The organism is Kitasatospora sp. NPDC003701 (assembly GCF_053587085.1).
Genome location: NZ_JBSFNM010000009.1, coordinates 129411 through 151459, shown reverse-complemented (window position 1 = coordinate 151459; position 22049 = coordinate 129411). Strand labels below are relative to the sequence as shown.

Here is a 22049-nt window from a genome sequence, read left to right as displayed (position 1 = left end):
GCACCCTCTCACGACGGACGGCCGGCCCCCATGACGTGCCATGCCCGCTGCGGGGCGTGTCTACGCCGCCGCCGGCGGCCCGGGGCGCCCTGCGCTCCGGTGCCCGCCCGCCGCGGGGGACGGTCGCCGGAGCGGGGAGTCGTCGCCCGGGCACCCGTCGTGGCGGTCCGGCGCCGGCCGCGGACCGGCGCCGCGCTACAGCGGGGTGACGGCCTTCAGCACCAGCAGCAGCGCCACCGCCGCGTTGAGCGCGCAGAGCGCCGATGCCGCCGTCCCGATCGCCGCCACCATGGCCGCGAGGCCCGCCCGGGTGTGCGCCGGCGGCCAGTTCCGCGAGGACGGCACCGGGCCGAGCAGCGCGGCCACCCGGCGCGGCACCGGTCCGGGGACCGGCCCCGGCGCCGCGAAGGCGGCGAACCCGGGGGCGGGCGCCCGGTGCGAGACCAGCGCCGCCCGGGCCACCGCCCGGGCCGTGATCCGCCGGTCGCCGACCACCGCGGCCGACTGCTCGTCCGCCCACCGCTCCGCGCTGTACGCCACTGCCTGCTGCAAGGGCCGCAGGAACGGGTTGACGCAGCCCGCGAGTTGGGTGATCAGCAGATAGCGGTGGTGCCGGTGCTCCAGGTGCGCGCGCTCGTGCGCGAGCAGCGCCGCGCGCTCGTCGGCCGCCAGCCCGGCCAGCATCCCGGTGGAGACCACCACCCGCCCCGGCGAGCCGGGCAGCGCGTACGCGTACGGGCGGTCGTCCGGCAGCACCGCGAGATCGTCCGCGACGGCGTCCCCGGGCGCGGCGGCGAGCCCGTACCCGGCCGTGCCCCCGAGCTCGCGGCCGAGCGCCCGGCGCGCCCGGGCCCGGACCCGCAGATGCCGCACCACCGTGCGCAGACAGGCCCCGGCCACCACCACCAGCACGCAGATCGCCGCCGTCCCGACCGTCTCGTGGTACGGCAGCGCGGCCCGCACCTCCGGGTCGGACCAGCTGTCCGGCAGCGGGTTCCCCGGGAGCTGGGCGGTGCCCACCACCCCGGTCAGACCGAGGCAGACGGCACTGCACAGCGCCATCACCGCACTGATCGCGGTCAGCAGCCGGGCCGCCCCGCGCGGATGCAGGTGCTGCTCGGCGAGCCGGGCGATCGGGACCGCGGTCAGCGGCAGGACGAGCGGGAGGAAGACGAAGACGCCCACGGCTCAGCTCTCGTGGTCGGCCACTGCCGGATCGGCACCGGCGCTGTCCAGCAGCGTCCGCAGCAGCTCCTCGTCGTGCGGGAGCAGGGCGGTGACGAAGCTGGCCAGCACGGCGTCCCGGTCCGGCTCGCCGTCGAGCATCCGGCGCATCCGCAGGGCGGCCAGCCCGGCCGCGTCGGAGGAGGCCTGCCAGAGGTAGGAGCGGCCCGAACGAGTCCGTGAGACGGCCTTCTTGGCGTGCAGCCGGGACAGGATGGTCATCACGGTGGTGTACGCGAGGCCGCCGTCCAGCCGCTCCTGCACCCACACCGCGGTGGCCGGTCCGGGCGCCCGCTGGAGCACCGCCAGCACCTGGGCCTCCAGCTCGCCCTGGCCGCGCCGCCGGGCCCGTGGATCCCCGGCCGCCGGGGCGTGCCTCTCCTCTGCCATGACGGCCACTCCCTCCGGATGCCGCGCCCGCAGCCGGCGGAACGCGTTCTCATCCTAACGAGCGGCCGCCGGCCGCCCGGCGGCCCGCTCAGCCCAGCGGCTCGCGCGCGTTCTGCCGCCGGTCCAGCTCGGCGATCTCGGGGTGGTGCAGGTCGAACGCCGGGGACTCCGAGCGGATCCGGGGCAGGGTGACGAAGTTGTGCCGCGGCGGCGGGCAGGAGGTCGCCCACTCCAGCGACCGCCCGTAGCCCCACGGGTCGTCCTCGCCGGCCAGGCGGCCGTGGCGCGCGGTGTGCCAGACGTTGTAGAGGAACGGCAGGGTGGAGATGCCGAGCAGGAAGGAGCCGATCGTGGAGACGGTGTTCAGCGTGGTGAAGCCGTCCGAGGCCAGGTAGTCGGCGTACCGGCGCGGCATGCCCTCGGCGCCCAGCCAGTGCTGCACCAGGAAGGTGGCGTGGAACCCGACGAAGAGGGTCCAGAAGTGGATCCGCCCGAGCCGCTCGTCCAGCATCCGCCCGGTGAACTTGGGCCACCAGAAGTGGAAGCCGGCGAACATCGCGAAGACGACCGTCCCGAACACCACGTAGTGGAAGTGGGCGACGACGAAGTACGAGTCCGAGACGTGGAAGTCGAGCGGCGGCGCCGCCAGCAGCACACCCGTCAGACCGCCGAAGAGGAAGGTCACCAGGAAGCCGACCGTCCAGAGCATCGGGGTCTCGAAGCTCAGCGAGCCCTTCCACATGGTGCCGATCCAGTTGAAGAACTTCACCCCGGTGGGCACCGCGATCAGCATCGTCATGATCGAGAAGAACGGCAGCAGGACCTGCCCGGTGACGAACATGTGGTGCGCCCAGACCGTGATCGACAGGCCGGTGATGGCGATGGTGGCGGCGATCAGGCCGGAGTAGCCGAAGACCGGCTTGCGGCTGAACACCGGGATGATCTCGGTGACGATGCCGAAGAACGGCAGCGCGATGATGTACACCTCCGGGTGCCCGAAGAACCAGAAGAGGTGCTGCCAGAGCATCGCACCGCCGTTGGCCGCGTCGAAGACGTGCGAGCCGAACTTGCGGTCCGACTCCAGGCAGAGCAGCGCCGCCGCCAGCACCGGGAAGGCGAAGAGCACCAGCACGGCGGTGAGCAGGACGTTCCAGACGAAGATCGGCATCCGGAACATCGTCATCCCGGGGGCGCGGAAGCAGACGATCGTGGTGATGAAGTTGACCGAGCCGAGGATGGTCCCGAAGCCGGAGAAGGCCAGGCCCATGATCCACAGGTCCGCGCCGAGGCCCGGGCTGTGCTCGGCGCTGTTCAGCGGGGCGTAGGCGAACCAGCCGAAGTCGGCCGCGCCGTCGGGGGTCAGGAAGCCGTAGAGCGCGATCAGCGAGCCGAACAGGTAGAGCCAGTAGGCGAGGGCGTTCAGCCGGGGGAAGGCCACGTCGGGCGCGCCGATCTGCAACGGCATGATCCAGTTGGCGAAGCCTGCGAACAGCGGGGTCGCGAACATCAGCAGCATGATCGTGCCGTGCATGGTGAAGAGCTGGTTGAACTCCTCGCTGCTGAGCAGCTGCAGCCCCGGCCGGGCCAGCTCGGCCCGCATCAGCATCGCCATCAGCCCGCCGACCAGGAAGAACAGGAACGCGGTGGTGATGTAGAGGGTGCCGATCCGCTTGTGGTCGGTGGTCGTCAACCAGCCCACCAGGGCCCGGCCGCGCCGCCGGCGCGCGGCCGCCCGCCGGCGGTCCCACCGCGGCGTGCGCGACGGGTGCGGGGCCTGCTCCACGACGTCCTTCGGCAGAAGAGTCACGCGGCGCCTTCCGTGCTCGGGGCCGGGCCGCGGACGGGACCGCCGGAGCGGCCGGCCCGGGTCCGGACGGCGGTCGGACAACCACTACCAGCCGCCGTCCGGGCCCGCCGGGGGCGCGCGGGACGCGTCACCCGAACAGGCGCGGCCCGGTTGCCCGGCGCCCGGCTCCGGTGGACGGTCGAAGTCCGTACCCCTTTCCGTACGCCCGTTCGGCCGTCGGCCCGGTTCCGGCCGGGCTCCGCCGACGGCCCAGGCCTACGGCCCAGGAGGAGTCCATGACCACCTCGTCGCCCACTCCCGACCAGCCCCCGCCCTGGCGTTCCGGCACCGGGGCACCGCCACCACCGCCTTCGGTCAACCGGTTCAGCGACTGGGCCCCCGGCCTGGTGATGTTCGCGGGTGTGCTGATGCTCATCAACGGCTTCATGGAGGCGGTGCGGGGCATCATGGCGGTCGCCGACGACGACATCTTCGTCTCGACCCCGCGCTACGTCTTCCGCTTCGACCTCACCGGGTGGGGGTGGGTCCACATCATCGTCGGCGCACTGGTCGCGGTGGTCGGTGCCTTCGTCCTCAAGGGCGCCGCCTGGGCCCGCTACACCGGCATCTTCCTCACCGCGGTGAGCGCCCTCGACAACTTCCTGGCCCTGCCGTACTACCCGCTCTGGTCGATCGTGGTGATCGCCCTGGACGTCTTCATCATCTGGGCGCTCTGCGTCTACCGCCCGGAGGACGCGGTCTACTGACCGCCCGCCGTACCCGACGGCCGCGCCCGTACCGACCACCGGGTCGGTGCGGGCGCGGCGGTGCTCCCGGCGGGCGGCGGCTCAGGTGCGGGCGCGCTGGGTGACCGCGATGCAGACCAGCACCACCACCGCGGTGACCGGCGCCGCCGCCGGCAGGTCCTCGGCCAGCAGCAGCACCGCCCAGACCAGCGTCAGCAGCGGCTGGGCGAGCTGGAGCTGACTGGCCCTCGGCACCCCGATCGCCGCCATCCCCCGGTACCAGAGCACGAACCCGCCGAACTGCGAGACCGCCGCCGTGTACGCCAGCCCGGCCAGCGCCTTCGCCCCCGGGTGCACCGCCTCGGACGGCAGTGCCAGCGCGGTGGTCGCCACGGTGACCGGCAGCGCCGCGACCACCGCCCAGGCGATCACCTGCCACCCCGGCAGCTCGCGCGCGATCCGCCCGCCCTCCGCGTACCCGGCCGCGCAGACCAGCAGCGCGGCGAACAGGAAGAGGTCCGCGGTGGTCGGCCGCCCGTGGCTCTGCAGCAGGGTGAAGGCGAGCACGGCCGCCGCCCCGGCGAGCGCCGCGCACCAGAAGGTCCGGGACGGGCGCCCACCGGTGCGCAGGGCCGAGACCGCGGCGGTGGCCAGCGGCAGCACCCCGATGACGACCGCGGAGTGCGCGGTCGAGGAGGCCCGCAGCGCCAGCGTGGTCAGCAGCGGGAAGCCCAGCACGCAGCCGGCCGAGACCACCAGCAGCCCGGGCCAGTGCCGCCGTGCGGGCAGCGGGACGCGGGCGGCCGCCAGGCAGAGCGCGGCGAGCAGCCCGGCCAGGGCGCCGCGCAGCCCCGTCGCCGTCCAGGGACCGAAGCCGGTCAGCGCCCAGGAGGTCGCGGGGAAGCTGAAGGAGAAGGAGAGGACGCCGAGGGCCGCCAGGGCGGTACCGGAGCTGCCGGGGAGTACCAGGCTCCGCGGTGCTATCGCGATCGGGCTGGTAGCGCTATCTTGTGCCGTCATGAACGAGCGTAGCAGTGTGACCGATCTCGCCGACAGCCTGCGCCGGGAGGTGGAGCGCTACCCGGAAGGGCGGAAGCTGCCGTCGAGCCGGGCCCTGATGGAGCGCCACCAGGTCAGCCCGGTGACGGTCTCCCGGGCGATCGCCGTGCTGGCGGCGGAGGGCCTGGTGGTCTCCCGCCCGGGCGCCGGGGTCTTCCGCGCCGCCGCGTTCGCGGACGGCGGCGCCGGATTCACCGGCGGCGGCTCGGCGGCGGCCGCGCCGACCGCCCGGCCCGGCGACCTCTCCTGGCAGGAGATCGCGCTGAGCGCCGACGCGGGCCCGCGCGACCAGGGCGCGGGGCCGCTGTTCGCCACCCTGAACGTCCCGTCGCCCGACGTGGTCGACCTCAACGGCGGCTACCCGCACGCCTCGCTCCAGCCGGAGCGGCTGCTGGCCGCCGCACTGGCCCGGGCCGGGCGGCGGCCCGGCGCCTGGGAGCGCCCGCCGGTCGACGGGCTGACCGAGCTGCGCGCCTGGTTCGCCCGGGACATCGGCGGCAACGGCGGGCCGCTCGGCGCGGGCGACGTCCTGGTCACGGCCGGCGGGCAGAGCGCGCTCACCATCGCGATGCGCTCCCTGGTCGCCCCGGGCGCTCCCGTCCTGGTGGAGTCGCCGACCTACCCCGGCATCCTCGCGGTCGCCCGCGCGGCGGGCGCGCGACCCGTCCCCGTCCCGGTGGACGAGGACGGCGTGCGCACCGACCTGCTGGCGGCGGCCTTCGACGCCACCCGGGCCCGGGCCTTCGTCTGCCAGCCGCTGTTCCAGAACCCGACCGGCGCCGTGCTCTCCCCCGAGCGGCGCGCCGAGGTGCTGCGGATCGCCCGGACGGCCGGCGCGTTCGTGGTCGAGGACGACTTCGCCCGCCGCCTGGTCCACACCGACGCCCCCGCCCTGCCGCGCCCGCTCGCCGCCGACGACCCGGACGGGGTGGTGGTCCACCTGCGCTCGCTGACCAAGGCCACCTCGCCCAATCTGCGGGTCGGCGCGCTCACCGCGCGCGGCCCGGCCCTGCAGCGGTTGCGGGCCACCCAGGTGGTGGACAGCTTCTTCGTCCCCCGGCCGCTCCAGGAGGCGGCGCTGGAACTGGTCGCCGACCCGGGCTGGGCGCGCCACCTGCGCACCCTGGGCGCCGAGCTGCGCGACCGCCGCACCACCGCGGTGGCCGCCCTGCGCCGCGAACTCCCGGGGCTGCTCGGCGCGTACCGGCCCGGTGGCTACCACCTCTGGCTGCGGCTGCCGGACGGCACCGACGAGGCGGCGCTGACCACCGCCGCCCTGCGCGCCGGCGTGCTGGTCACCCCCGGGCGGCCGTACCACGCCGCCGAACCGCCGGCACCGCACCTGCGGCTGAGCTACGCCGCGGTCGACAGCACCGCCCGGATCGCCGAGGGCGTCCACCGGCTGCGCCGGGCCTACGAGGGGCTCGCCGGCTGAGCCCGCGGCCCTCCGGCCCGCCCCGGTAGCCCCGGTAGCCCGACCGGACGGCCCCGGCCCCGGCAGCCCGCCCGGTCAGCCCCGGTAGCCCGCCATCCGCTCCAGGCGGGCGATCCGCTCCGCCATCGGCGGGTGCGTCGAGAAGAGCCGGGTGCCGGCCTCGCCCGGGCGGAACGGGCTGGCGATCATCATGTGGCTGGCCGTCTGGAGCTGCGGCTCCGGCGGGAGCGGCAGCTGCCGGGTACCGGCCTCCAGCTTGCGCAGGGCGCTCGCCAGGGCGAGCGGGTCGCCGGTGATCCGGGCGCCGTCGGCATCGGCCTGGTACTCGCGGGAGCGGCTGACCGCCAGCTGGATCAGCGAGGCGGCCAGCGGCCCGAGGATCATGATCGCCAGCATCCCGAAGAGCCCGGGCCCGTCGTCGTCGTCACTGCGGCCGAACGGCACCAGCCAGGCGAAGTTCACCAGGAACATCACCACCGAGGCGAGCGCCCCGGCGACCGAGGAGATCAGGATGTCCCGGTTGTAGACGTGGCTCAGCTCGTGCCCGAGCACGCCGCGCAGCTCCCGCTCGTCCAGCAGCTGCAGGATGCCGTCGGTGCAGCAGACCGCCGCGTTGCGCGGGTTGCGGCCGGTGGCGAAGGCGTTCGGGGCCGGGGTCGGGGAGATGTACAGGCGGGGCATCGGCTGGCGGGCCGAGGTGGAGAGCTCGCGGACGATCCGGTACAGCCGCGGCGCCTCGATCTCGCTCACCGGCCGGGCCCGCATCGCGCGCAGGGCGAGCTTGTCGCTGTTCCAGTACGCGTAGGCGTTGGTGCCGAGCGCGACCAGCAGGGCGATCACGAAACCGGTGCGGCCGAAGAAGCTGCCGATCACCAGGATCAGCGCCGAGAGGCCGCCGAGCAGTGCGGCGGTCCTCAGTCCGTTGTGCCGGCGGTGCACGGCAGGCCCTCCAATGGTGCGGTGGGGAAGCCCTCGCTGCCTCGTCCCTCTGCCCGCTCAACGGGCGGGAACGTCGGCCTTGTTCCCCCGTGACCACCGTCGCACCCGGGCCGCGCCCCCGCCCGCCCCGGCCGGCGGCCTCAGAACAGCGTGCCGCCGACCACCTGGAGGACCAGCTGGGGGGCCACCGAGAGCACCACGGCCACGGAGGCGGTGAGCCCCAGGGTGGCCGCGAGCGAGGCCGGCAGCCGGCGCTCGACGGCCGGCGCGGCACCGGCGGGCGGCTCCTCGGCGGCGGCCGCCGGCGCGAACAGCCGCGCCGTCCAGAGCAGGTAGTAGTACAGGGCGATGACCACATTGGCGGCCATCACCACGGCCAGCCACCCCAGACCGGCGTCGACGGCGGCGCGGAACACCACCACCTTGCCGAACAGGCCGATCACGCCCGGCGGCAGCCCGGCCAGGCAGAGCAGGAAGAAGGCCAGCGCCAGGGCCGTCCAGCGACGCCGGGCGAAGAGACCGCGGAAGTCGTCGACACTCGTCCCGGACCGGCGCCCGACGGCGGCGACCACCCCGAAGGCGCCCAGGTTCACCACCCCGTAGATCAGCGCGTACGCGGCGGTGGCGCCGAGCGGATCCGTCCCGTCCGGCGCGTAGCCGGCGGCGGCGAGCGGCACCAGCAGGTACCCGGCCTGGCCCACCGAGGACCAGGCGAGCAGCCGCACCGCGCTGTACCGGGTGTCGAACCGCTGGCGCAGCGCGCCCACGTTGCCGACCGTCATGGTCACGGCGGCCAGCACCGCGAGCACCAGGCCCCAGGTGTGCGCGTACGGGCGGAAGGCGATCGTGGTGACCAGGGCCAGGCCGGACAGGCCGGCGGCCTTCCCGACCACCGAGAGGTAGCCGGCCACCGGCAGCGGGGCGCCGATGTAGGTGTCGGGCACCCAGAAGTGGAACGGCACGGCGGCGACCTTGAAGGCGAAGCCGACCAGCGTGAGCACCGCTCCGGCCTCGGCCAGCGGCTCCAGCCGGGCCGGCGCGTGGGCCAGGCCCTCGGCGAGCGCGCCCAGGTGCAGGCTGCCGCCGGCGGCGTAGACGAAGCCGACGCCGAGCAGCATCACGGCGGTCGCGGTGACGGAGGAGAGGAAGAACTTCAGCGCGGCCTCGGCGCCCCGGCCGTCCCGGCGGAGCGCGACCAGCGCGAACGCCGGCAGCGAGGCCACCTCCAGGGCGATCACCAGGGTGGCGAGGTCGCGGGAGGCGGGCAGCAGGGCGGCGCCGGTGGCGCTGGAGAGCAGCAGGAACCAGTACTCGCCGCCGGGCAGCTTCTCGTCCTCGACGGTGTGCATCGAGAGCAGCGCGGCGATCAGCGCGCCGCCGAGCGCGAGCAGCTGGAAGACCAGGGCGAAGTGGTCCGCGACGTACGAGCAGCCGGCGTTGTCGGTGGTTCCTGTTACGTTCTGCGCACAGAAGGTGGCGCGGGGTGACCCGCCGGTGAGCGGGAGGAGGGCGATGAGGGCGAGGGCGAGTCCGGCCGCGGCCAGCCGGCCGAGCAGCCTCTTGTGGCGCTCGGGCAGGAAGAGGTCGGTGACCAGCACGGCCAGCGCGGCCAGCGCGGCGATCAGCGGCGGCGCGACGGCCACCCAGTCCACGGACTGGATCAGGCTGCCCGGGTTGGCTACGGCGAGGGAGGTCACAGTGGGCTGCCCCGTGGAGTGAGGTCCGAGTGCGGTGCCGGTCGCACCGGCGAGCTGGGTACCGAGGAGCTGGGCTCCGAGTGCGGTGCCTGGCATGCTCAGCCACCCCCGAGGAGGTACTTGACGGCCGGGTCGGAGAGGGAGAGCAGGAGCGCGGGCCACAGGCCCGCGAGCAGGGTGAGGGCGGCCAGCGGCGTCCAGCTGACGGCCTCGTACGGGCGCAGGTCGGCGAGTTCCGGCACCGGGGCGGGCTGTTTCGGGTCGCCCATGCAGACGCGCTTGACCACGATCAGCAGGTACGCGGCGGTGAGGAGGGTGCCGAGGCCGGCCAGGACCATGTAGGTGAGGAAGGCCGGGCGCGACAGGCCCTCGGCGGGGTCGAACGCGCCGAACATCGCGAGCAGCTCGCCCCAGAAGCCGGCCAGCCCGGGCAGTCCGAGGCTGGCGACGGCGGCGAAGGCCAGCAGGGCGCCGAGCCGCGGTGCCCGCCCGTAGAGGGCGGCGCCGGTGGAGCCGGCCAGGGTGTCGAGGTCCGCCGTGCCGTAGCGGTCCTTCAGCGCCCCGACCACGAAGAAGAGCAGACCGGTGATCAGCCCGTGGGCGATGTTGGCGAACAGCGCGCCGTTGACGCCCACCTGGGTGAGGGAGGCGATGCCCAGCAGGACGAAGCCCATGTGACCGACGGAGGAGTAGGCGATCAGGCGCTTGAGGTCGCCCTTGGCGCCGGAATCGGAGGGCGCGAAGCTCTTCCCGAGAAGGGTGGTGGCGGGCGACGGGAGGGCGAGCGCGAGACAGGCCAACGAGCCGTAGACGATGCCGACGGCGGCGAACGCGCCCAGGTAGGGGGCGAGCGTCGCGGTGCCGTCCGGGACGACCGGGAGGAGGACGCGGACCAGACCGTAGGTCCCCATCTTCAGCAGCACACCGGCGAGCAGCACGGACCCCACGGTCGGGGCGGCCGTGTGCACGTCCGGGAGCCAGCTGTGCAGCGGCCAGGCGGGGGCCTTGACCGCGAGTCCGACCATGATCGCCAGGGCGGCGGTCACCTGGGTGGTGTGGCTCAGGCCGGTGCCGTGCGCGGCGGCCAGGGCCTGCATGTCGAAGGTGCCCGCCTTGGTGCCGACCAGCAGGAAGCCGAGCAGCATCACGGCCGAGCCGAGCAGCGTGTAGAGGATGAACCGGTTGGCGGCCGGCACCTTCGCCCCGGTGCCCCAGCGGGCGATCAGGAAGTACATCGGGATCAGCACGATCTCGAAGGCCAGGAAGAAGAGCAGGAGGTCCAGCACCGCGAAGGTGGCGAGCATGCCGACCTCGAGGAGGAGGAACAGCCCGGTGAAGGCCCTCGCCGAGGGGATGCCCTCCCCCGACGGCAGCCGCTTCTCCGAGTACAGCGCGCAGAGGAAGGTGAGCAGCGCCGTCAGCACGATCAGCGGGAGCGAGACGCCGTCCACGCCGAGGTGGAGGCGCACGCCGACGGCCGGGATCCAGGACACGTCGGTGGTGGCCTGCATCCGGCCGGGCTCGTCGTGGTCGAAGCCCGCCGCGAGGCCGGCGGCGAGCAGCAGGACGACGCCGGTGACCACGGTGTTGAGCCGCAGCGCGCGCCGGTCGGCGGCGGCCGCGTCGGCGCCGAACACCGGCGCCAGGGTCAGCGCGGCCCCGGCCAGCGGCAGCACCAGGAGGGCGATGAGGACTGCGTTCATCGGGGGCTCCTACGGGCTGCGGTCGGCGGGGCTGGGCGGCGGTACTGCTGGGTCAACCGGTTCTGGTCCATCCGGCTACACCGCCACCAGGACGGCCAGCAGGACGACGCCGGCGAGCAGTGCGCTGAGGTAGGTCTGCGCGTTCCCGGTCTGCGCGAGCCGGACGACCCGGCCGAGCAGGTTGGCCCCGACCCCGGTGCCGCGCACGTACGTCTCGACGACCTCGCGGTCGAGGAAGCGCACCAGCCCGGCGGCGGCGGTCACCGGTCGGACGAAGAGCGTGCTGTAGAGCCGGTCGACGCCGAAGCCGTGCCGGGCCGGGCCGAACAGCGGGCCGAGCAGGGTGCGCCCGGGGTCGGCGACGATCACCTCGGCGGCCGGGGCACCGGCCTGCTCGGGCACCCTGCCCTCCGGGGCCGGGGCCGGCCGGCCGGCCCCCAGCCGCGCGGTGGCGGAGCGCCAGGCCCCGTAGGCCAGCAGCGCGCCGACCACGGCGAGGCCGGTGCCGGTCACGGCGGTGACGGCCGAGGGCCGCAGCGAGCCGCCGTCCAGCAGCGCGGGCAGCCAGTCCGAGCGCAGGCTGGTCACGCCGAAGGCCATGGTCGGGATCGCCAGCACCCAGAGCGGCCAGCGCATCGCGGGCGGCTCGGCGGTGGCCGGGTCGGCCTCGTCCAGCTCGGGCGAGTAGGGCGCGCCGGCCTCGTGGTCCGGCAGCTCGGCGGGCGCACCGGCGCCGACGGCGACGGCCGGGCTGTGGAACGCCACCAGGAACAGCCGCGCCGCGTACGCCGCGGTGAGCAGGGCGGTGAGCGCGGCCGAGATCAGCACGATCCAGCCGGCCGCCTGCGGCACCGCCGAGGCCGGGCCGACGCCGTTGGTCAGCGCCTCGCCGTTGGCGGCGTGCTCGGCGGCGGTCAGCACCGCCTCCTTGCTGAAGAAGCCGGAGAACGGCGGCAGCCCGATCAGGGCGACGAGCGCGATGCCCATCGTCCAGTAGGCGTCCGGCACCCGCTTGCGCAGCCCCGGGATCCGGGACATCGCGGAGATCGAGTTGGTGTGCGCGGCGTGGATCACCACACCGGCGGCGAGGAACAGCAGCGCCTTGAACGCGCCGTGGCTGACCAGGTGGAAGACGGAGGCCTCGCGGTCGCCGCTGGCCAGCGCGCCGGCCATGTAGCCGAGCTGCCCGACGGTCGAGTAGGCGAGCACCCGCTTCAGGTCGTCCTGGGCGAGCGCGCAGAGCGCCGAGCCGATCATCGTCACGGCGGCCATCACCGCGAGCACCACCAGCGCCGCACCGGAGAGCAGGAAGACCGGCAGCAGCCGGGCGACCAGGTAGATGCCGGCCGCGACCATGGTGGCGGCGTGGATCAGCGCGGAGACCGGCGTCGGGCCCGCCATCGCGTCCGGGAGCCAGGTGTGCAGCGGGAACTGCGCGCTCTTGCCGGCCACACCGGCCAGCAGCAGCAGCGCGATCAGCGTCGGGTGGCCGAGCCGCCCCTCGGTGGCGGCCGCCAGGACGTCCGACACCCGGAAGCTCCCGGCGTCGGCGCCGAGCAGGAAGATGCCGAACAGGAACGGCACGTCGCCGAGCTTGGTGACCAGGAAGGCCTTCAGCGAGGCCGAACGGGCGTCGGCGCTCTCCCAGTGGTGGCCGATCAGGAAGTACGAGCAGATGCCCATGACCTCCCAGCCGACCAGCAGCACGATCAGGTCGCCCGAGTAGACGACCAGGAACATCGCCGCCGTGAACAGCGAGACCAGCGCCGCGTACGAGGGGTAGCGCGGGTCGTCCTTGAGGTAGGCGGTCGAGTAGACCTGCACACAGGTGGCGACCAGGCCGACCAGCACGGAGATCAGCGAGCTGTAGCCGTCCAGGTAGAAGCCGAGCGTGATGTCCGGCCCGCCGGTCGGGGTGAGCCGGGTGGCGCTCTCCAGCACCTGGCCGGTGCCCAGCTGGAGGGCGACGACCAGGGCGAGCACGGCCGAGACGGCGACCGGCACGATCGCCAACGGCCGGGCCAGGCCGGGGGCGCGCTTGCCGACGGCCAGGGTGGCGGCCGCGCCGAGCGCGGGCAGGGTGGGGACGAGCGCGGGCAGGGCGAGGTTCATGCGGCGGCCTGGCCCTTCAGCGCCTCGGCACCGTCCGGCGCCTCCTCGGCGGCGGACTCGGCGGGATCACCGAGCGCGGTGGCCCGGTCGACGTCCGCGGTGCCCCGGGTCCGGAACAGCAGCAGGACGATGGCGAGCCCGAGACCGATCTCGGCGGCGGCGATGGTGATGGTGAACAGGGTGAGCGCCTGGCCGGCGTGCAGGGAGTCCCGCAGCCAGGCGTCGAAGGCGACGAGGTTGAGGTTGACGGCGTTGAGCATCAGCTCGACGGACATCAGCACCAGGACGACGTTGCGCCGGGCGAGCACGCCGTACACGCCGACGCTGAACAGCAGCGCGGCGAGCACGACGGGGTAGGCGAGATGCATCAGCTCTCCTCCGCCGAGGTCGTCGGAGCGGGCCCGGCGGGGGCGGCCGGGGCCTTCGGCGCGGTGGCGGCGACCGTCCCGTTGGACCCCACCGGCCGGCCCGCGCGCAGCTTGCCGGCCCGGGGCGGCGGCACCCGCCGCCCGGCCCCGCGCGACAGCACGATCGCGCCGACCAGGGCGGCCAGCAGCAGCACCGAGAGCGCCTCGAAGGGCAGCACCCACGTCCGGAACAGGCTGGTGCCCGTCGCCTGCGCCGAACCGCCGCCCGCGCCGAGGTCGATCCAGGACGTCCGGAAGGCGTCCACGACCAGCGTCACCAGCGTCCCGCCCGAGGCCAGCGCCACCACCAGGGCGACCCAGCGGTTGCCCGAGTCGGCGTCCGGCGAGCGCCCGATCGGCGCCCGGGTGAGCATCAGCCCGAACAGCACCAGCACGACGACCGAGCCGAGGTAGATCAGCACCTGCACCCAGGCGATGAACTCGGCGGTGAGCAGCAGGAACTCCACCGCCAGCCCGCCGAGCGCGACCACCAGCCAGAGCGCGGCGTGCACCAGCTGCTTGGTGGTGACGGCCACCACGGCCGACCCCAGCACGGCGACGCCGACCAGCAGGAAGACGATCTCGACCCCGGTCGGGGAGAGGAACGAGCGGGCGGCCGGGTCCAGCGACCCGGCCGCGGTCACGAGGGCGGCACTCATTGCGGGTCACCCTCCTCCTGCGCCGCCGCGGCGGCGGCCAGCTTGTCCGCCGCCTTGCGCGCGGTGGCGATCTCCTTCGGCTCCTCGGCCGCCGGGTCCAGCGCCGGCGGCGCCGGCACCGTCCACATCCACTCGCGGAGCCTGTCCCGCTCGTGGGTCAGCTCCAGGATGTCGGTCTCCGCGTACTCGAACTCCGGCGACCAGAACAGCGCGTCGAACGGGCACACCTCGATGCAGATCCCGCAGTACATGCAGAGCGAGAAGTCGATGGCGAACCGGTCCAGCACGTTGCGGGTGCGGGCGCGGGCGTTCGGATCGGCGGCCGGCAGCGTCTCCTTGTGGGAGTCGATGTAGATGCACCAGTCCGGGCACTCGCGGGCGCAGAGCATGCAGACCGTGCAGTTCTCCTCCAGCAGCGCGATCACGCCGCGCGAGCGCGGCGGCAGCGCGGGCTGCACCTCGGGGTACTGCGCGGTGATGCTCTTCTTCGTCATCGTCCGCAGGGTGACGGCCAGGCCCTTGGCCAGGCCGGAGCCGATGAAGCTCATGCGCCCGCCCCGCTTCGCTCGGCAGGGGCGTTCGCCCGTGCGCGCCTTCCGATGATGATCGTGCTTCGCACGCTCATGAGATCGCCACCTTGATGATGCCGGTGAGGGCGAGCTGGACGAGGGCGAGCGGGATCAGCACGATCCACGCGAAGCGCATCAGCTGGTCCTCCCGCAGTCGCGGGTAGGTGACCCGCAGCCAGATCACCACGAAGGCCAGCGCGAAGGTCTTCAGGATCGTCCAGAGCCAGCCGAGCTCGTCCGGCAGCGGGCCGTGCCAGCCGCCCAGGAAGAGCACCGCGGTCAGCCCGGAGACCACCAGGATCCCGGCGTACTCGGAGAGCAGGAAGAGCGCGAAGCGCAGCCCGGTGTACTCGGTGTACGCGCCGAAGATGATCTCCGAGTCGGCCACCGGCATGTCGAACGGCGGGCGCTGCAGCTCGGCCAGGCCGGCCGTGAAGAAGACGAAGGCGCCGATGATCTGCCACGGGATCCAGTACCACTGCCAGGCGTCCAGGATCCCCGGCAGCGAGAGGGTGCCGGCCGCCATCGCCACGGAGGCGGCGGCGAGGACCATCGGCAGCTCGTAGGACATCAGCTGCGCGGCCGTGCGCAGACCGCCGAGCAGCGAGAACTTGTTCGCCGAGGCCCAGCCGGCCATCAGCTTGCCGATCACGCCGACGCCCATCACGGCCAGCACGAAGAAGAGCCCGGCGTCGACCGCCTGGCCGACGAGGCCGTCCGGCCCGACCGGGATGGCGAGCAGCACGAACAGGTAGGGCAGCAGCGAGACGGCGGGCGCCAGCTGGAAGATCTTCCGGTCCGCCCCGGCCGGGACGATGTCCTCCTTCTGCGCGAACTTCACGCCGTCGGCGACGAGCTGCGCCCAGCCGTGGAAGCCGCCGGCGTACATCGGGCCGAGCCGGCCCTGCATGTGCGCCATCACCTTGTGCTCGGTCTGGCCGATGATCAGGGGGAAGGTCAGGAAGACGACGAGCGTGGCGACGCAGCGCAGCAGCGTGTCGAGCAGGTTCACGTGCTGTCCCCGTCCCGGTCGGCCGGGCCGGCCGACGTCTCCTTCGTCCCGTCCTTCTCGTTCGTCGAGTCCGTCGAGTCCTTCGAGTCCGTCGAGTCCTTGCCGTCCTCGCGCTCGGCCGGCCCGCCGGAGGCAGCCGCCTCCTCGGGCGCACCGGCCCCGGGCGCCGCAGCGCCCTCGGGCGCGTCGCCCTCACCGGTCGCGGGCCCGTGCGCGGGCACCGGCGCGTGCCAGGGCGCGTCCGCGGACTGCGTCCGGGCCGGCGCCGCACGCTCGGGCTTCGGTTCGGCAGCGGCTTCGGCCGAGTCCGCGGCGGGGGCCCCGGCAGGGGCCTGGCTCGCCGAACCGTCCGCGACCGACCTGGTCCGACGCGGCCGGTCCGCCCGCACCGGCGGGCTCACCGCCCCGGCGGCGGACTCGGCGGGATCACCGAGCGCGGTGGCCCCGGTCTCCGCGGCCTGGCTCACCGAGCCGGCGTCGACCGACCTGGTCCGCCGGGGCTGGTCCGCCCGGACGGCGGGCCCGCCCTCGGCCGCGGCGGCACCCGCGGCGGCGCGCGGCGTACGGGCCGCCGCGCCGGCCGCCCGCGCACCACGCGCGGGCCGCTCGGCCACCGGCGGCAGGGTGCCCTTGAGCGGGCCCCACTCGTTCGGGTCCGGGACCCCGGGCGGCTGCATCTTGCGCCGCGCCGGCCCGTCGCCGTGGTCGGACTCGCCCGGCTCCTTGGCGCCCGGCCAGGCCTTGGCGACCCGGGCCGCGAGCACGAACTCCTTGCGCAGCGGGTAGCCCTCGAAGCCGTCCGGCAGCAGCAGGGTGGCCAGGTAGGGGTGCCCGGGGAAGTCGATGCCGAACATCTCGTGCGTCTCGCGCTCGTGCCAGCCGGCCCCCGCGTACACCTCGACGGCGGTCGGCAGCGCGGCGCCGGCGCGCGCGACCTTGGTGCGCAGCGCCAGGTGGCGCACCCCGGGTGCGTCCGGGGCGGCCAGGTGGGCGACCACCGAGAAGCCCTCGGCCAGCTCGTCGACGGCGCTCAGCCAGTCGAAGAACCGCAGGCCCAGCACGTCCCGGGCCGCGGTGAGCGCCTCGATCCAGTGCTCGGCGGGCACGTCGACGGTGACCAGCCCGTACGCCTCGGCGCCGGTGGCCCACTCGCCGACCGACGCCGCGTACTGCTCGGCGGTGCTCACGAGACGCCTCCTTCGGCAGGACCGGGGCCGGCCACCAGCGGGCGGCGCAGCGCGCTCGCGGGCGGCGCGTACCGGTCGGGCAGCGACTCGGCGGCGATCTTCTCCTGGAGCTTGAGGATGCCCTGGAGCAGTGCTTCCGGCCGGGGCGGGCAGCCGGGCACGTAGACGTCGACCGGGATGATCTGGTCGACGCCCTTGGTGACGGAGTAGGAGTCCCAGTAGGGGCCGCCGGAGTTGGAGCAGGCGCCGAAGGAGATGACGTACTTCGGCTCGGGCATCTGCTCGTAGAGGCGCTTCACGGCGGGCGCCATCTTGTCGGTCACCGTCCCCGAGACGATCATCAGATCGGCCTGACGGGGGCCGGGCGCGAACGGAATCACACCCATCCGGATGAAGTCGTGCTTGGCCATGGACGCGGCGATGAACTCGATCGCACAGCAAGCCAGGCCGAAGTTGAAGCACCAGAGGCTGTAGCGGCGGCCCCAGTTGAGGACGACCTTGACCGGGTCCGGCGCGAGCCGGGCCAGCGGGCCGAGGCTGCTCCGCTCGACGGCGCCACCGGGGCGCGACGGGTCCGGCAGGCCGAGCGGGACCGGGCCCGCGGTGCCGTGCGCGTGCGAGTGGTCGGGGGTCACGTCCATTCCAGAACGCCCTTCTTCCAGGCGTAGAGCAGGCCGACCGCGAGGAAGCCGATGAAGACGAACATCTCGATCAGCGTCCCGGCGCCGTACCCGGCGGCGGCGAAGACCGTCGCCCACGGGAACAGGTAGATCGCGTCGACCGCGAAGATCACGTACAGGAAGGCGTAGACGTAGTAGCGGATCTGGGTGTGCGCCCAGTCCTCCCCCACCGGGTCCACGCCGCACTCGTAGGCGAGGAGTTTCTCCGGCGAGTGGACCACCGGCCGCAGGAGCCGGTTGGCGGTGAACGCCACGGCGACGAAGAGCACGCCGACGACGGCGAGCAGGCCCATCGCGGCGTACGCGTCGAAGTAGCCGCTGCCGACCGCCGGGTCGGCAGCTGCCGGCTGCCCCTCCATGCCCCTCGCCTCCACATCGCCTGGGAAAACCGCCCTCAGGGCAGTTCTACGACGTTCCTTTACACGGTCATAACCATCGCCAATGCGTGAGTCTAAGTGCACGGCCGGGGACCGCCGCATCCCGCCCGATCCGCAAGACAACCGGTGGACAGCCGGTGGACGGCCTGCGGACACCCGGCGCCCGCCCGCCGCCGCCCCCGGGGGTGGGGATAACCCCCGCCCGGGAAGACGGATCACCCCCATGGCAACGGGCACCCCCCACCAGGGAAGCTTGGACCACCAGCTCGACCCCGAGGGACGGTAGATCCACATGAAGCCTCTGCACCGCCGCGCCGCGGATGCCATCAAGGAGCAGGACGCGCGCCCGGAGCGCGCCCCGCTGTACGGCGCGCGGATGTGGCGGCAGGCCGGGCAGCTGATGCTCAACCTGCCGCTCGGCCTCGTGGGGTTCGTCTTCACCGTCGTGCTGCTGTCGGTCGGGCTGGCGCTGTCGGTCACCGTGATCGGCCTGCCGCTGCTGGCCGCCGGGCTGGCCGGCTGCCGGCTGCTGGGGGCGTTCGCCCGCCGCCGGGCCCGCTCGGTGCTGGGTTCCGAGGTGCACGAGCCGGAGCCGGTGCGCCGGGCGCGGCCGGGCCTCACCGGCTACGCGATCGCCTACCTCACCGACCCGCTGAGCTGGCGCTCGGCCCTCTACAACGTGCTGCTGCTGCCCTGGGGGCTGCTGAGCTTCGCGGTGACGCTGATCTGCGTGGTCATCGGCTGGCCGGTGCTGCCCTGGGTGGTCCGCTTCCAGGCGGCGATCGACCGGATGCTGGTGGAGACCCTGCTCTACCCGGGCGCGCTCTCCGAGCGGGTGCGGGAGCTGGAGGACGACCGCGGCACCGTGGTCGACACCGCCGCCGCCGACCTGCGCCGGATCGAGCGCGACCTGCACGACGGCGCCCAGGCCCGGCTGGTGGCACTGGCGATGGACCTCGGCATGGCCAAGGAGAAGCTGAACGAGACCGAGACGCCCGAGGACGTGGCGGCCGCGGCGAAGATGGTCGGCGCCGCGCACGGCGAGGTGAAGCTGGCCCTGCAGGAACTGCGCGACCTGGCCCGGGGCATCCACCCGGCGGTGCTCACCGACCGCGGGCTGGACGCCGCGCTCTCCGCGGTGGCCGCCCGCTGCACCGTCCCGGACGGGGTCAAGGTGCACGTCGAGCTGACGACCCCGGACGGCACGGTGGAGCGCCCGGACTCGGCGGTCGAGGGCATCGCCTACTTCACCGTCAGCGAGCTGCTGACCAACGTCTCGAAGCACGCCGGCGCCCGCTCCGCCACGGTGGACGTCTGGCGGGCCGCCGACCAGCTGATGCTGCTGGTCCGGGACGACGGCAAGGGCGGCGCGGCCCCCTACCCGGGCAGCGGCCTGGCCGGGCTGGCCGAGCGGATCCGGGCCGTGGACGGGGTGTTCCTGGTGGAGAGCCCGCACGGCGGGCCGACCACGGTGACCGTCGAGCTCCCCTGGCGCACCCGCGCCGCCCGCCGCTGACCCCGCCCTCACCGCCACCGGCTCCCCGCACGACCCCGGCCGCACCACCCCCGACGCACCAGCGGGCCGGGACTCCGTCGAGGCGGTCGACGAAGTCCCGGCCCGCTCCCGCACGCCGGCCGCCCGCGAACCCTTGCGCGGTGTGCGGGCGGCCGCCGCCGGGGGTCCGGGAGGACCGGGGGATCCGGGGGGCTAGGGGGTTTCCAGGGTGCCGAGGGTGACGTCGGCGGTCTTGCTCTGGCCGTCCCGGGTGTAGGTGACGGTCACCTTGGTCCCCGGGGTGAGCGAGGCGAGCGCGGTGGTCAGCGAGTTCAGCGAGTCGACGGTGGCGTCACCCACCTTGGTGATCACGTCGCCGGGCTGGATCCCCGCCGCGGCGGCCGGACCGCCCGAGCCGACGGCCACGACGACGGCCCCGGCCGGGCGGAAGTTCTGGTCGAAGTACGTCCGGGCGGTGATCCCGAGTGCGGCCCGGCCGGAGTTGGTGACCTTGCCGTCCTTGATCAGCTGGTCGGCGATACCGGTGATGGTGGACGCCGGGATGGCGAACCCGATCCCGGGCGCGGCGGCGCCGTTGGTCTCGGGCTCGGTGGCGGCGAGCGTGTTGATGCCGATCACCTGGCTGTTCAGGTTGACCAGCGCGCCGCCGCTGTTGCCCGGATTGATCGCCGCCGAGGTCTGCACCATGTTGCCGATGGTGGCGCCCGGCGAGCCGCCGCCCTGGGGCTCGGAGACGGTTCGGCCGGTGGCCGAGACGATGCCCTCGGTGACGCTGCTGGACAGGCCCAGCGGGCTGCCCATCGCCAGGGTGATCTGCCCCAGCTCGACCTTGGCGGAGTCCCCGAAGACGGCCGGCTTGAGGCCGCTGGGCGGGCTGGTCAGCCTGATCACCGCGAGGTCGGACTCCGGGTAGCCGGCGACCAGCGTGGCGTCCAGGGACTTGGTGCTGTTGGCCAGGGTGACGCTGAAGGTGGTGGCAGTGCCGACCACGTGGGCGTTGGTGACGATGTCGCCCTTGTCGTCGTAGACGATCCCGGAGCCGAGGCCGGTCGCGGTGGTGATCTGCACCACCGAGGGCAGCACGTCGGCGATGACCTTCTGGTAGGCGTCCTGGAGCTGGTTGCCGCCGGCCGGCCGGGCGGACGAGGACGAGGACGAGGACGCGCCGGGGGTGGTGGCGGTCGACGAGGAGGAGGACGACCCGCTGCTGCACCCGGCCACCGCCAGCGCGGTCAGCGCGGCGAGCGCCCCGGGCCCGAGCAGCCGCCCGCCGAACGCGCGGGGCCCGGTGGGGCGCGGCCCGGCCGGGAGCGGGCGGGTGGGTTCCTTCTTGCGGTTCACCTGGGCTGCCTCCGATTCCATCGGCCGTGCGGGGCCATCGCGATCCGTGCGGGCCACCGGGATCCGGCGGGGCCGTCGGGATCACAGAGATCTTTGTCAGCATTTCACCGATATGTCCGACTCCTCGCCCCGACGCGCCCGCCACCGGGGACGGGCTGCCGCCGGGGTCTTAGGATCAAGCCATGACGTGGTTGCTCACCGGTGGTGCCGGGTACATCGGCCGGCACGTGGTGCACCAGCTGGTCGAGGCCGGCGAGCGGGTGGCGGTGCTGGACGACCTCAGCACCGGCGACCGCACCCGCCTGCCGCACGGAGTCGCCCTGGTCGAGGGCTCCACCCTGGACCGCGCCGCCCTCGACGCCGCCCTGCGCACCCACGACATCGAGGGCGTTCTGCACTTCGCGGCGAGGAAAAGGGTCGGCGAGTCGGTCGAGCGGCCCTTCTACTACTACCGGGAGAACCTCACCGGCCTGCAGAACGTGCTGGAGGCCGCCGCCGAGGCCGGGGTGCGGCGCTTCCTCTTCTCCTCCTCCGCCGCCGTCTACGGCATGCCCGACGTCGAGCTGGTCACCGAGACGGCCCCCTGCGCCCCGATGAACCCCTACGGCGAGACCAAGCTGGCCGGCGAGTGGCTGGTCGCCGCGGCCGGCCGGGCCCACGGCATCTCCACCGTCTCGCTGCGCTACTTCAACGTGGCCGGCGCCGCCTCGCCCGAACTCTCCGACGACGGCGTCTTCAACCTGATCCCGATGGTCTTCGAACGGCTCACCGCCGGCCGCGCCCCGCTGGTCTTCGGCGCCGACTACCCCACCCCGGACGGCACCTGCGTCCGCGACTTCATCCACGTCTCCGACATCGCCTCGGCCCACGTGGCGGCCGCCCGGCGGCTGGCCGCCGACCCGCCCGGCGAGACCTCGATGGTCCTCAACATCGGCCGCGGCGAGGGCGTCAGCGTCCAGGAGATGCTGGACGTGATCGGCCGGGTCACCGGCTACGACACCACCGGCGAGGTCACCCCGCGCCGCGCCGGCGACCCGGCCCGGGTGGTCGCCTCCGCCGAGCTGATCCACCGCGAGCTGGGCTGGACCGCCCGGTACGGGGTCGAGGAGATGGTCGCCTCGGCCTGGGAGGGCTGGTGCGCCCGGCACCCGCAGGCCCGCCGCCCCCCGGCCCGCAGGCGCTAGCGCCGCCCGCGGGCCCCGCCCGGCCG

The 22049-nt window shown here is 74.2% G+C and carries 20 protein-coding genes; 4 read left to right on the top strand and 16 right to left on the bottom strand.

The annotated features are described in order from the left end of the window. Positions 1–195 precede the first annotated feature (195 nt). The 3 genes from ACWDRR_RS11710 to ctaD form a co-directional block, all read right to left on the bottom strand. Complete coding sequence (locus ACWDRR_RS11710) at positions 196–1185, bottom strand: M56 family metallopeptidase (RefSeq protein ID WP_449771996.1); 990 nt, start codon at positions 1183–1185, stop codon at positions 196–198. 3 nt (positions 1186–1188) lie between these two features. Continuing rightward, entirely contained in the window at positions 1189–1614 is a 426-nt protein-coding gene (locus tag ACWDRR_RS11705) for a BlaI/MecI/CopY family transcriptional regulator (RefSeq protein ID WP_329488209.1), read from the bottom strand. Between the two features lie 88 nt (positions 1615–1702). Continuing rightward, a complete protein-coding gene (gene ctaD / locus ACWDRR_RS11700; RefSeq protein WP_449772059.1) occupies positions 1703–3397 on the bottom strand; it encodes an aa3-type cytochrome oxidase subunit I in 1695 nt (564 codons plus the stop codon). 299 nt (positions 3398–3696) lie between these two features. Between ctaD and ACWDRR_RS11695 the strand changes: the two genes are divergently transcribed. Next, entirely contained in the window at positions 3697–4167 is a 471-nt protein-coding gene (locus ACWDRR_RS11695; protein ID WP_449771995.1) for a DUF7144 family membrane protein, read from the top strand. A gap of 81 nt (positions 4168–4248) precedes the next feature. On the opposite strand, the gene ACWDRR_RS11690 is transcribed toward ACWDRR_RS11695, so the two are convergent. Further along, positions 4249–5166, bottom strand: coding sequence for a DMT family transporter (locus tag ACWDRR_RS11690; protein ID WP_449771994.1), 918 nt, complete (start codon positions 5164–5166; stop codon positions 4249–4251). On the opposite strand from ACWDRR_RS11690, the gene ACWDRR_RS11685 reads away from it, so the two are divergent. Further along, positions 5165–6640, top strand: coding sequence for an aminotransferase-like domain-containing protein (locus tag ACWDRR_RS11685; RefSeq protein ID WP_449771993.1), 1476 nt, complete (start codon positions 5165–5167; stop codon positions 6638–6640). The two genes, ACWDRR_RS11690 and ACWDRR_RS11685, sit on opposite strands and share 2 nt — an antisense overlap. Positions 6641–6715: 75 nt before the next feature. Here the strand turns inward: ACWDRR_RS11685 and htpX are convergent, their stop codons facing one another. From htpX to ACWDRR_RS11630, 11 genes are all read right to left on the bottom strand, one after another. Further along, complete coding sequence (htpX, locus tag ACWDRR_RS11680; protein ID WP_449771992.1) at positions 6716–7579, bottom strand: zinc metalloprotease HtpX; 864 nt, start codon at positions 7577–7579, stop codon at positions 6716–6718. 140 nt (positions 7580–7719) lie between these two features. Further along, positions 7720–9372 carry an NADH-quinone oxidoreductase subunit N gene (locus ACWDRR_RS11675; protein ID WP_449771991.1) on the bottom strand — a complete coding sequence of 551 codons (1653 nt, stop codon included), beginning with the start codon at positions 9370–9372 and terminating at the stop codon, positions 7720–7722. Between the two features lie 2 nt (positions 9373–9374). Then, a complete protein-coding gene (locus ACWDRR_RS11670) occupies positions 9375–10979 on the bottom strand; it encodes a complex I subunit 4 family protein (RefSeq protein WP_449771990.1) in 1605 nt (534 codons plus the stop codon). 75 nt (positions 10980–11054) lie between these two features. Next, the gene (locus ACWDRR_RS11665; RefSeq protein WP_449771989.1) at positions 11055–13091 is read right to left on the bottom strand and encodes an NADH-quinone oxidoreductase subunit 5 family protein; all 2037 of its coding nucleotides are present in this window, start codon (positions 13089–13091) and stop codon (positions 11055–11057) included. Further along, on the bottom strand, positions 13088–13459 hold the full coding sequence (nuoK, locus tag ACWDRR_RS11660; protein WP_449771988.1) for an NADH-quinone oxidoreductase subunit NuoK: 372 nt from the start codon (positions 13457–13459) through the stop codon (positions 13088–13090). Before nuoK ends, ACWDRR_RS11665 begins: the two co-directional genes overlap by 4 nt. Further along, complete coding sequence (locus ACWDRR_RS11655) at positions 13459–14157, bottom strand: NADH-quinone oxidoreductase subunit J family protein (protein WP_449771987.1); 699 nt, start codon at positions 14155–14157, stop codon at positions 13459–13461. The genes nuoK and ACWDRR_RS11655 overlap by 1 nt, the downstream gene beginning before the upstream one ends. After that, positions 14154–14705: a NuoI/complex I 23 kDa subunit family protein gene (locus ACWDRR_RS11650; protein ID WP_449771986.1), complete on the bottom strand. Its 552-nt coding sequence runs from the start codon at positions 14703–14705 to the stop codon at positions 14154–14156. Before ACWDRR_RS11650 ends, ACWDRR_RS11655 begins: the two co-directional genes overlap by 4 nt. Positions 14706–14778: 73 nt before the next feature. After that, the gene (nuoH, locus tag ACWDRR_RS11645; protein ID WP_449772058.1) at positions 14779–15732 is read right to left on the bottom strand and encodes an NADH-quinone oxidoreductase subunit NuoH; all 954 of its coding nucleotides are present in this window, start codon (positions 15730–15732) and stop codon (positions 14779–14781) included. 2 nt (positions 15733–15734) lie between these two features. Then, positions 15735–16925 (bottom strand): NADH-quinone oxidoreductase subunit C, encoded by a 1191-nt coding sequence (locus ACWDRR_RS11640; RefSeq protein ID WP_449771985.1) that lies wholly within the window; start codon positions 16923–16925, stop codon positions 15735–15737. Next, positions 16922–17566, bottom strand: coding sequence for an NADH-quinone oxidoreductase subunit B (locus ACWDRR_RS11635; RefSeq protein ID WP_449771984.1), 645 nt, complete (start codon positions 17564–17566; stop codon positions 16922–16924). The genes ACWDRR_RS11640 and ACWDRR_RS11635 overlap by 4 nt, the downstream gene beginning before the upstream one ends. Next, complete coding sequence (locus ACWDRR_RS11630; RefSeq protein WP_449771983.1) at positions 17557–17964, bottom strand: NADH-quinone oxidoreductase subunit A; 408 nt, start codon at positions 17962–17964, stop codon at positions 17557–17559. The genes ACWDRR_RS11635 and ACWDRR_RS11630 overlap by 10 nt, the downstream gene beginning before the upstream one ends. 310 nt (positions 17965–18274) lie before the next feature. On the opposite strand from ACWDRR_RS11630, the gene ACWDRR_RS11625 reads away from it, so the two are divergent. Beyond that, positions 18275–19498, top strand: a complete 1224-nt coding sequence (locus tag ACWDRR_RS11625; RefSeq protein ID WP_449771982.1) for a sensor histidine kinase — start codon at positions 18275–18277, stop codon at positions 19496–19498. A gap of 192 nt (positions 19499–19690) precedes the next feature. Here ACWDRR_RS11625 and ACWDRR_RS11620 read toward each other — a convergent pair whose 3' ends face one another. After that, positions 19691–20839, bottom strand: a complete 1149-nt coding sequence (locus ACWDRR_RS11620; protein ID WP_449771981.1) for a S1C family serine protease — start codon at positions 20837–20839, stop codon at positions 19691–19693. Positions 20840–21021: 182 nt separating this feature from the next. Here ACWDRR_RS11620 and galE point away from each other — a divergent pair, with 182 nt between their 5' ends. Next, positions 21022–22023, top strand: coding sequence for a UDP-glucose 4-epimerase GalE (galE, locus tag ACWDRR_RS11615; RefSeq protein WP_449771980.1), 1002 nt, complete (start codon positions 21022–21024; stop codon positions 22021–22023). Positions 22024–22049: the final 26 nt, after the last annotated feature.

Coding starts and splice junctions, on each gene's coding strand:
- ACWDRR_RS11635 (WP_449771984.1), bottom strand. CDS start 17,566: ATGGACGTGACCCCCGACCACTCGCACGCGCACGGCACCGCGGGCCCG.
- ACWDRR_RS11625 (WP_449771982.1), top strand. CDS start 18,275: ATGAAGCCTCTGCACCGCCGCGCCGCGGATGCCATCAAGGAGCAGGAC.
- galE (WP_449771980.1), top strand. CDS start 21,022: ATGACGTGGTTGCTCACCGGTGGTGCCGGGTACATCGGCCGGCACGTG.
- ACWDRR_RS11650 (WP_449771986.1), bottom strand. CDS start 14,705: ATGAGCTTCATCGGCTCCGGCCTGGCCAAGGGCCTGGCCGTCACCCTG.
- ACWDRR_RS11655 (WP_449771987.1), bottom strand. CDS start 14,157: ATGAGTGCCGCCCTCGTGACCGCGGCCGGGTCGCTGGACCCGGCCGCC.
- ACWDRR_RS11705 (WP_329488209.1), bottom strand. CDS start 1,614: ATGGCAGAGGAGAGGCACGCCCCGGCGGCCGGGGATCCACGGGCCCGG.
- ACWDRR_RS11670 (WP_449771990.1), bottom strand. CDS start 10,979: ATGAACGCAGTCCTCATCGCCCTCCTGGTGCTGCCGCTGGCCGGGGCC.
- ACWDRR_RS11665 (WP_449771989.1), bottom strand. CDS start 13,091: ATGAACCTCGCCCTGCCCGCGCTCGTCCCCACCCTGCCCGCGCTCGGC.
- ACWDRR_RS11690 (WP_449771994.1), bottom strand. CDS start 5,166: ATGACGGCACAAGATAGCGCTACCAGCCCGATCGCGATAGCACCGCGG.
- ACWDRR_RS11695 (WP_449771995.1), top strand. CDS start 3,697: ATGACCACCTCGTCGCCCACTCCCGACCAGCCCCCGCCCTGGCGTTCC.
- nuoK (WP_449771988.1), bottom strand. CDS start 13,459: ATGCATCTCGCCTACCCCGTCGTGCTCGCCGCGCTGCTGTTCAGCGTC.
- ACWDRR_RS11675 (WP_449771991.1), bottom strand. CDS start 9,372: ATGCCAGGCACCGCACTCGGAGCCCAGCTCCTCGGTACCCAGCTCGCC.
- ACWDRR_RS11685 (WP_449771993.1), top strand. CDS start 5,165: ATGAACGAGCGTAGCAGTGTGACCGATCTCGCCGACAGCCTGCGCCGG.
- ACWDRR_RS11630 (WP_449771983.1), bottom strand. CDS start 17,964: ATGGAGGGGCAGCCGGCAGCTGCCGACCCGGCGGTCGGCAGCGGCTAC.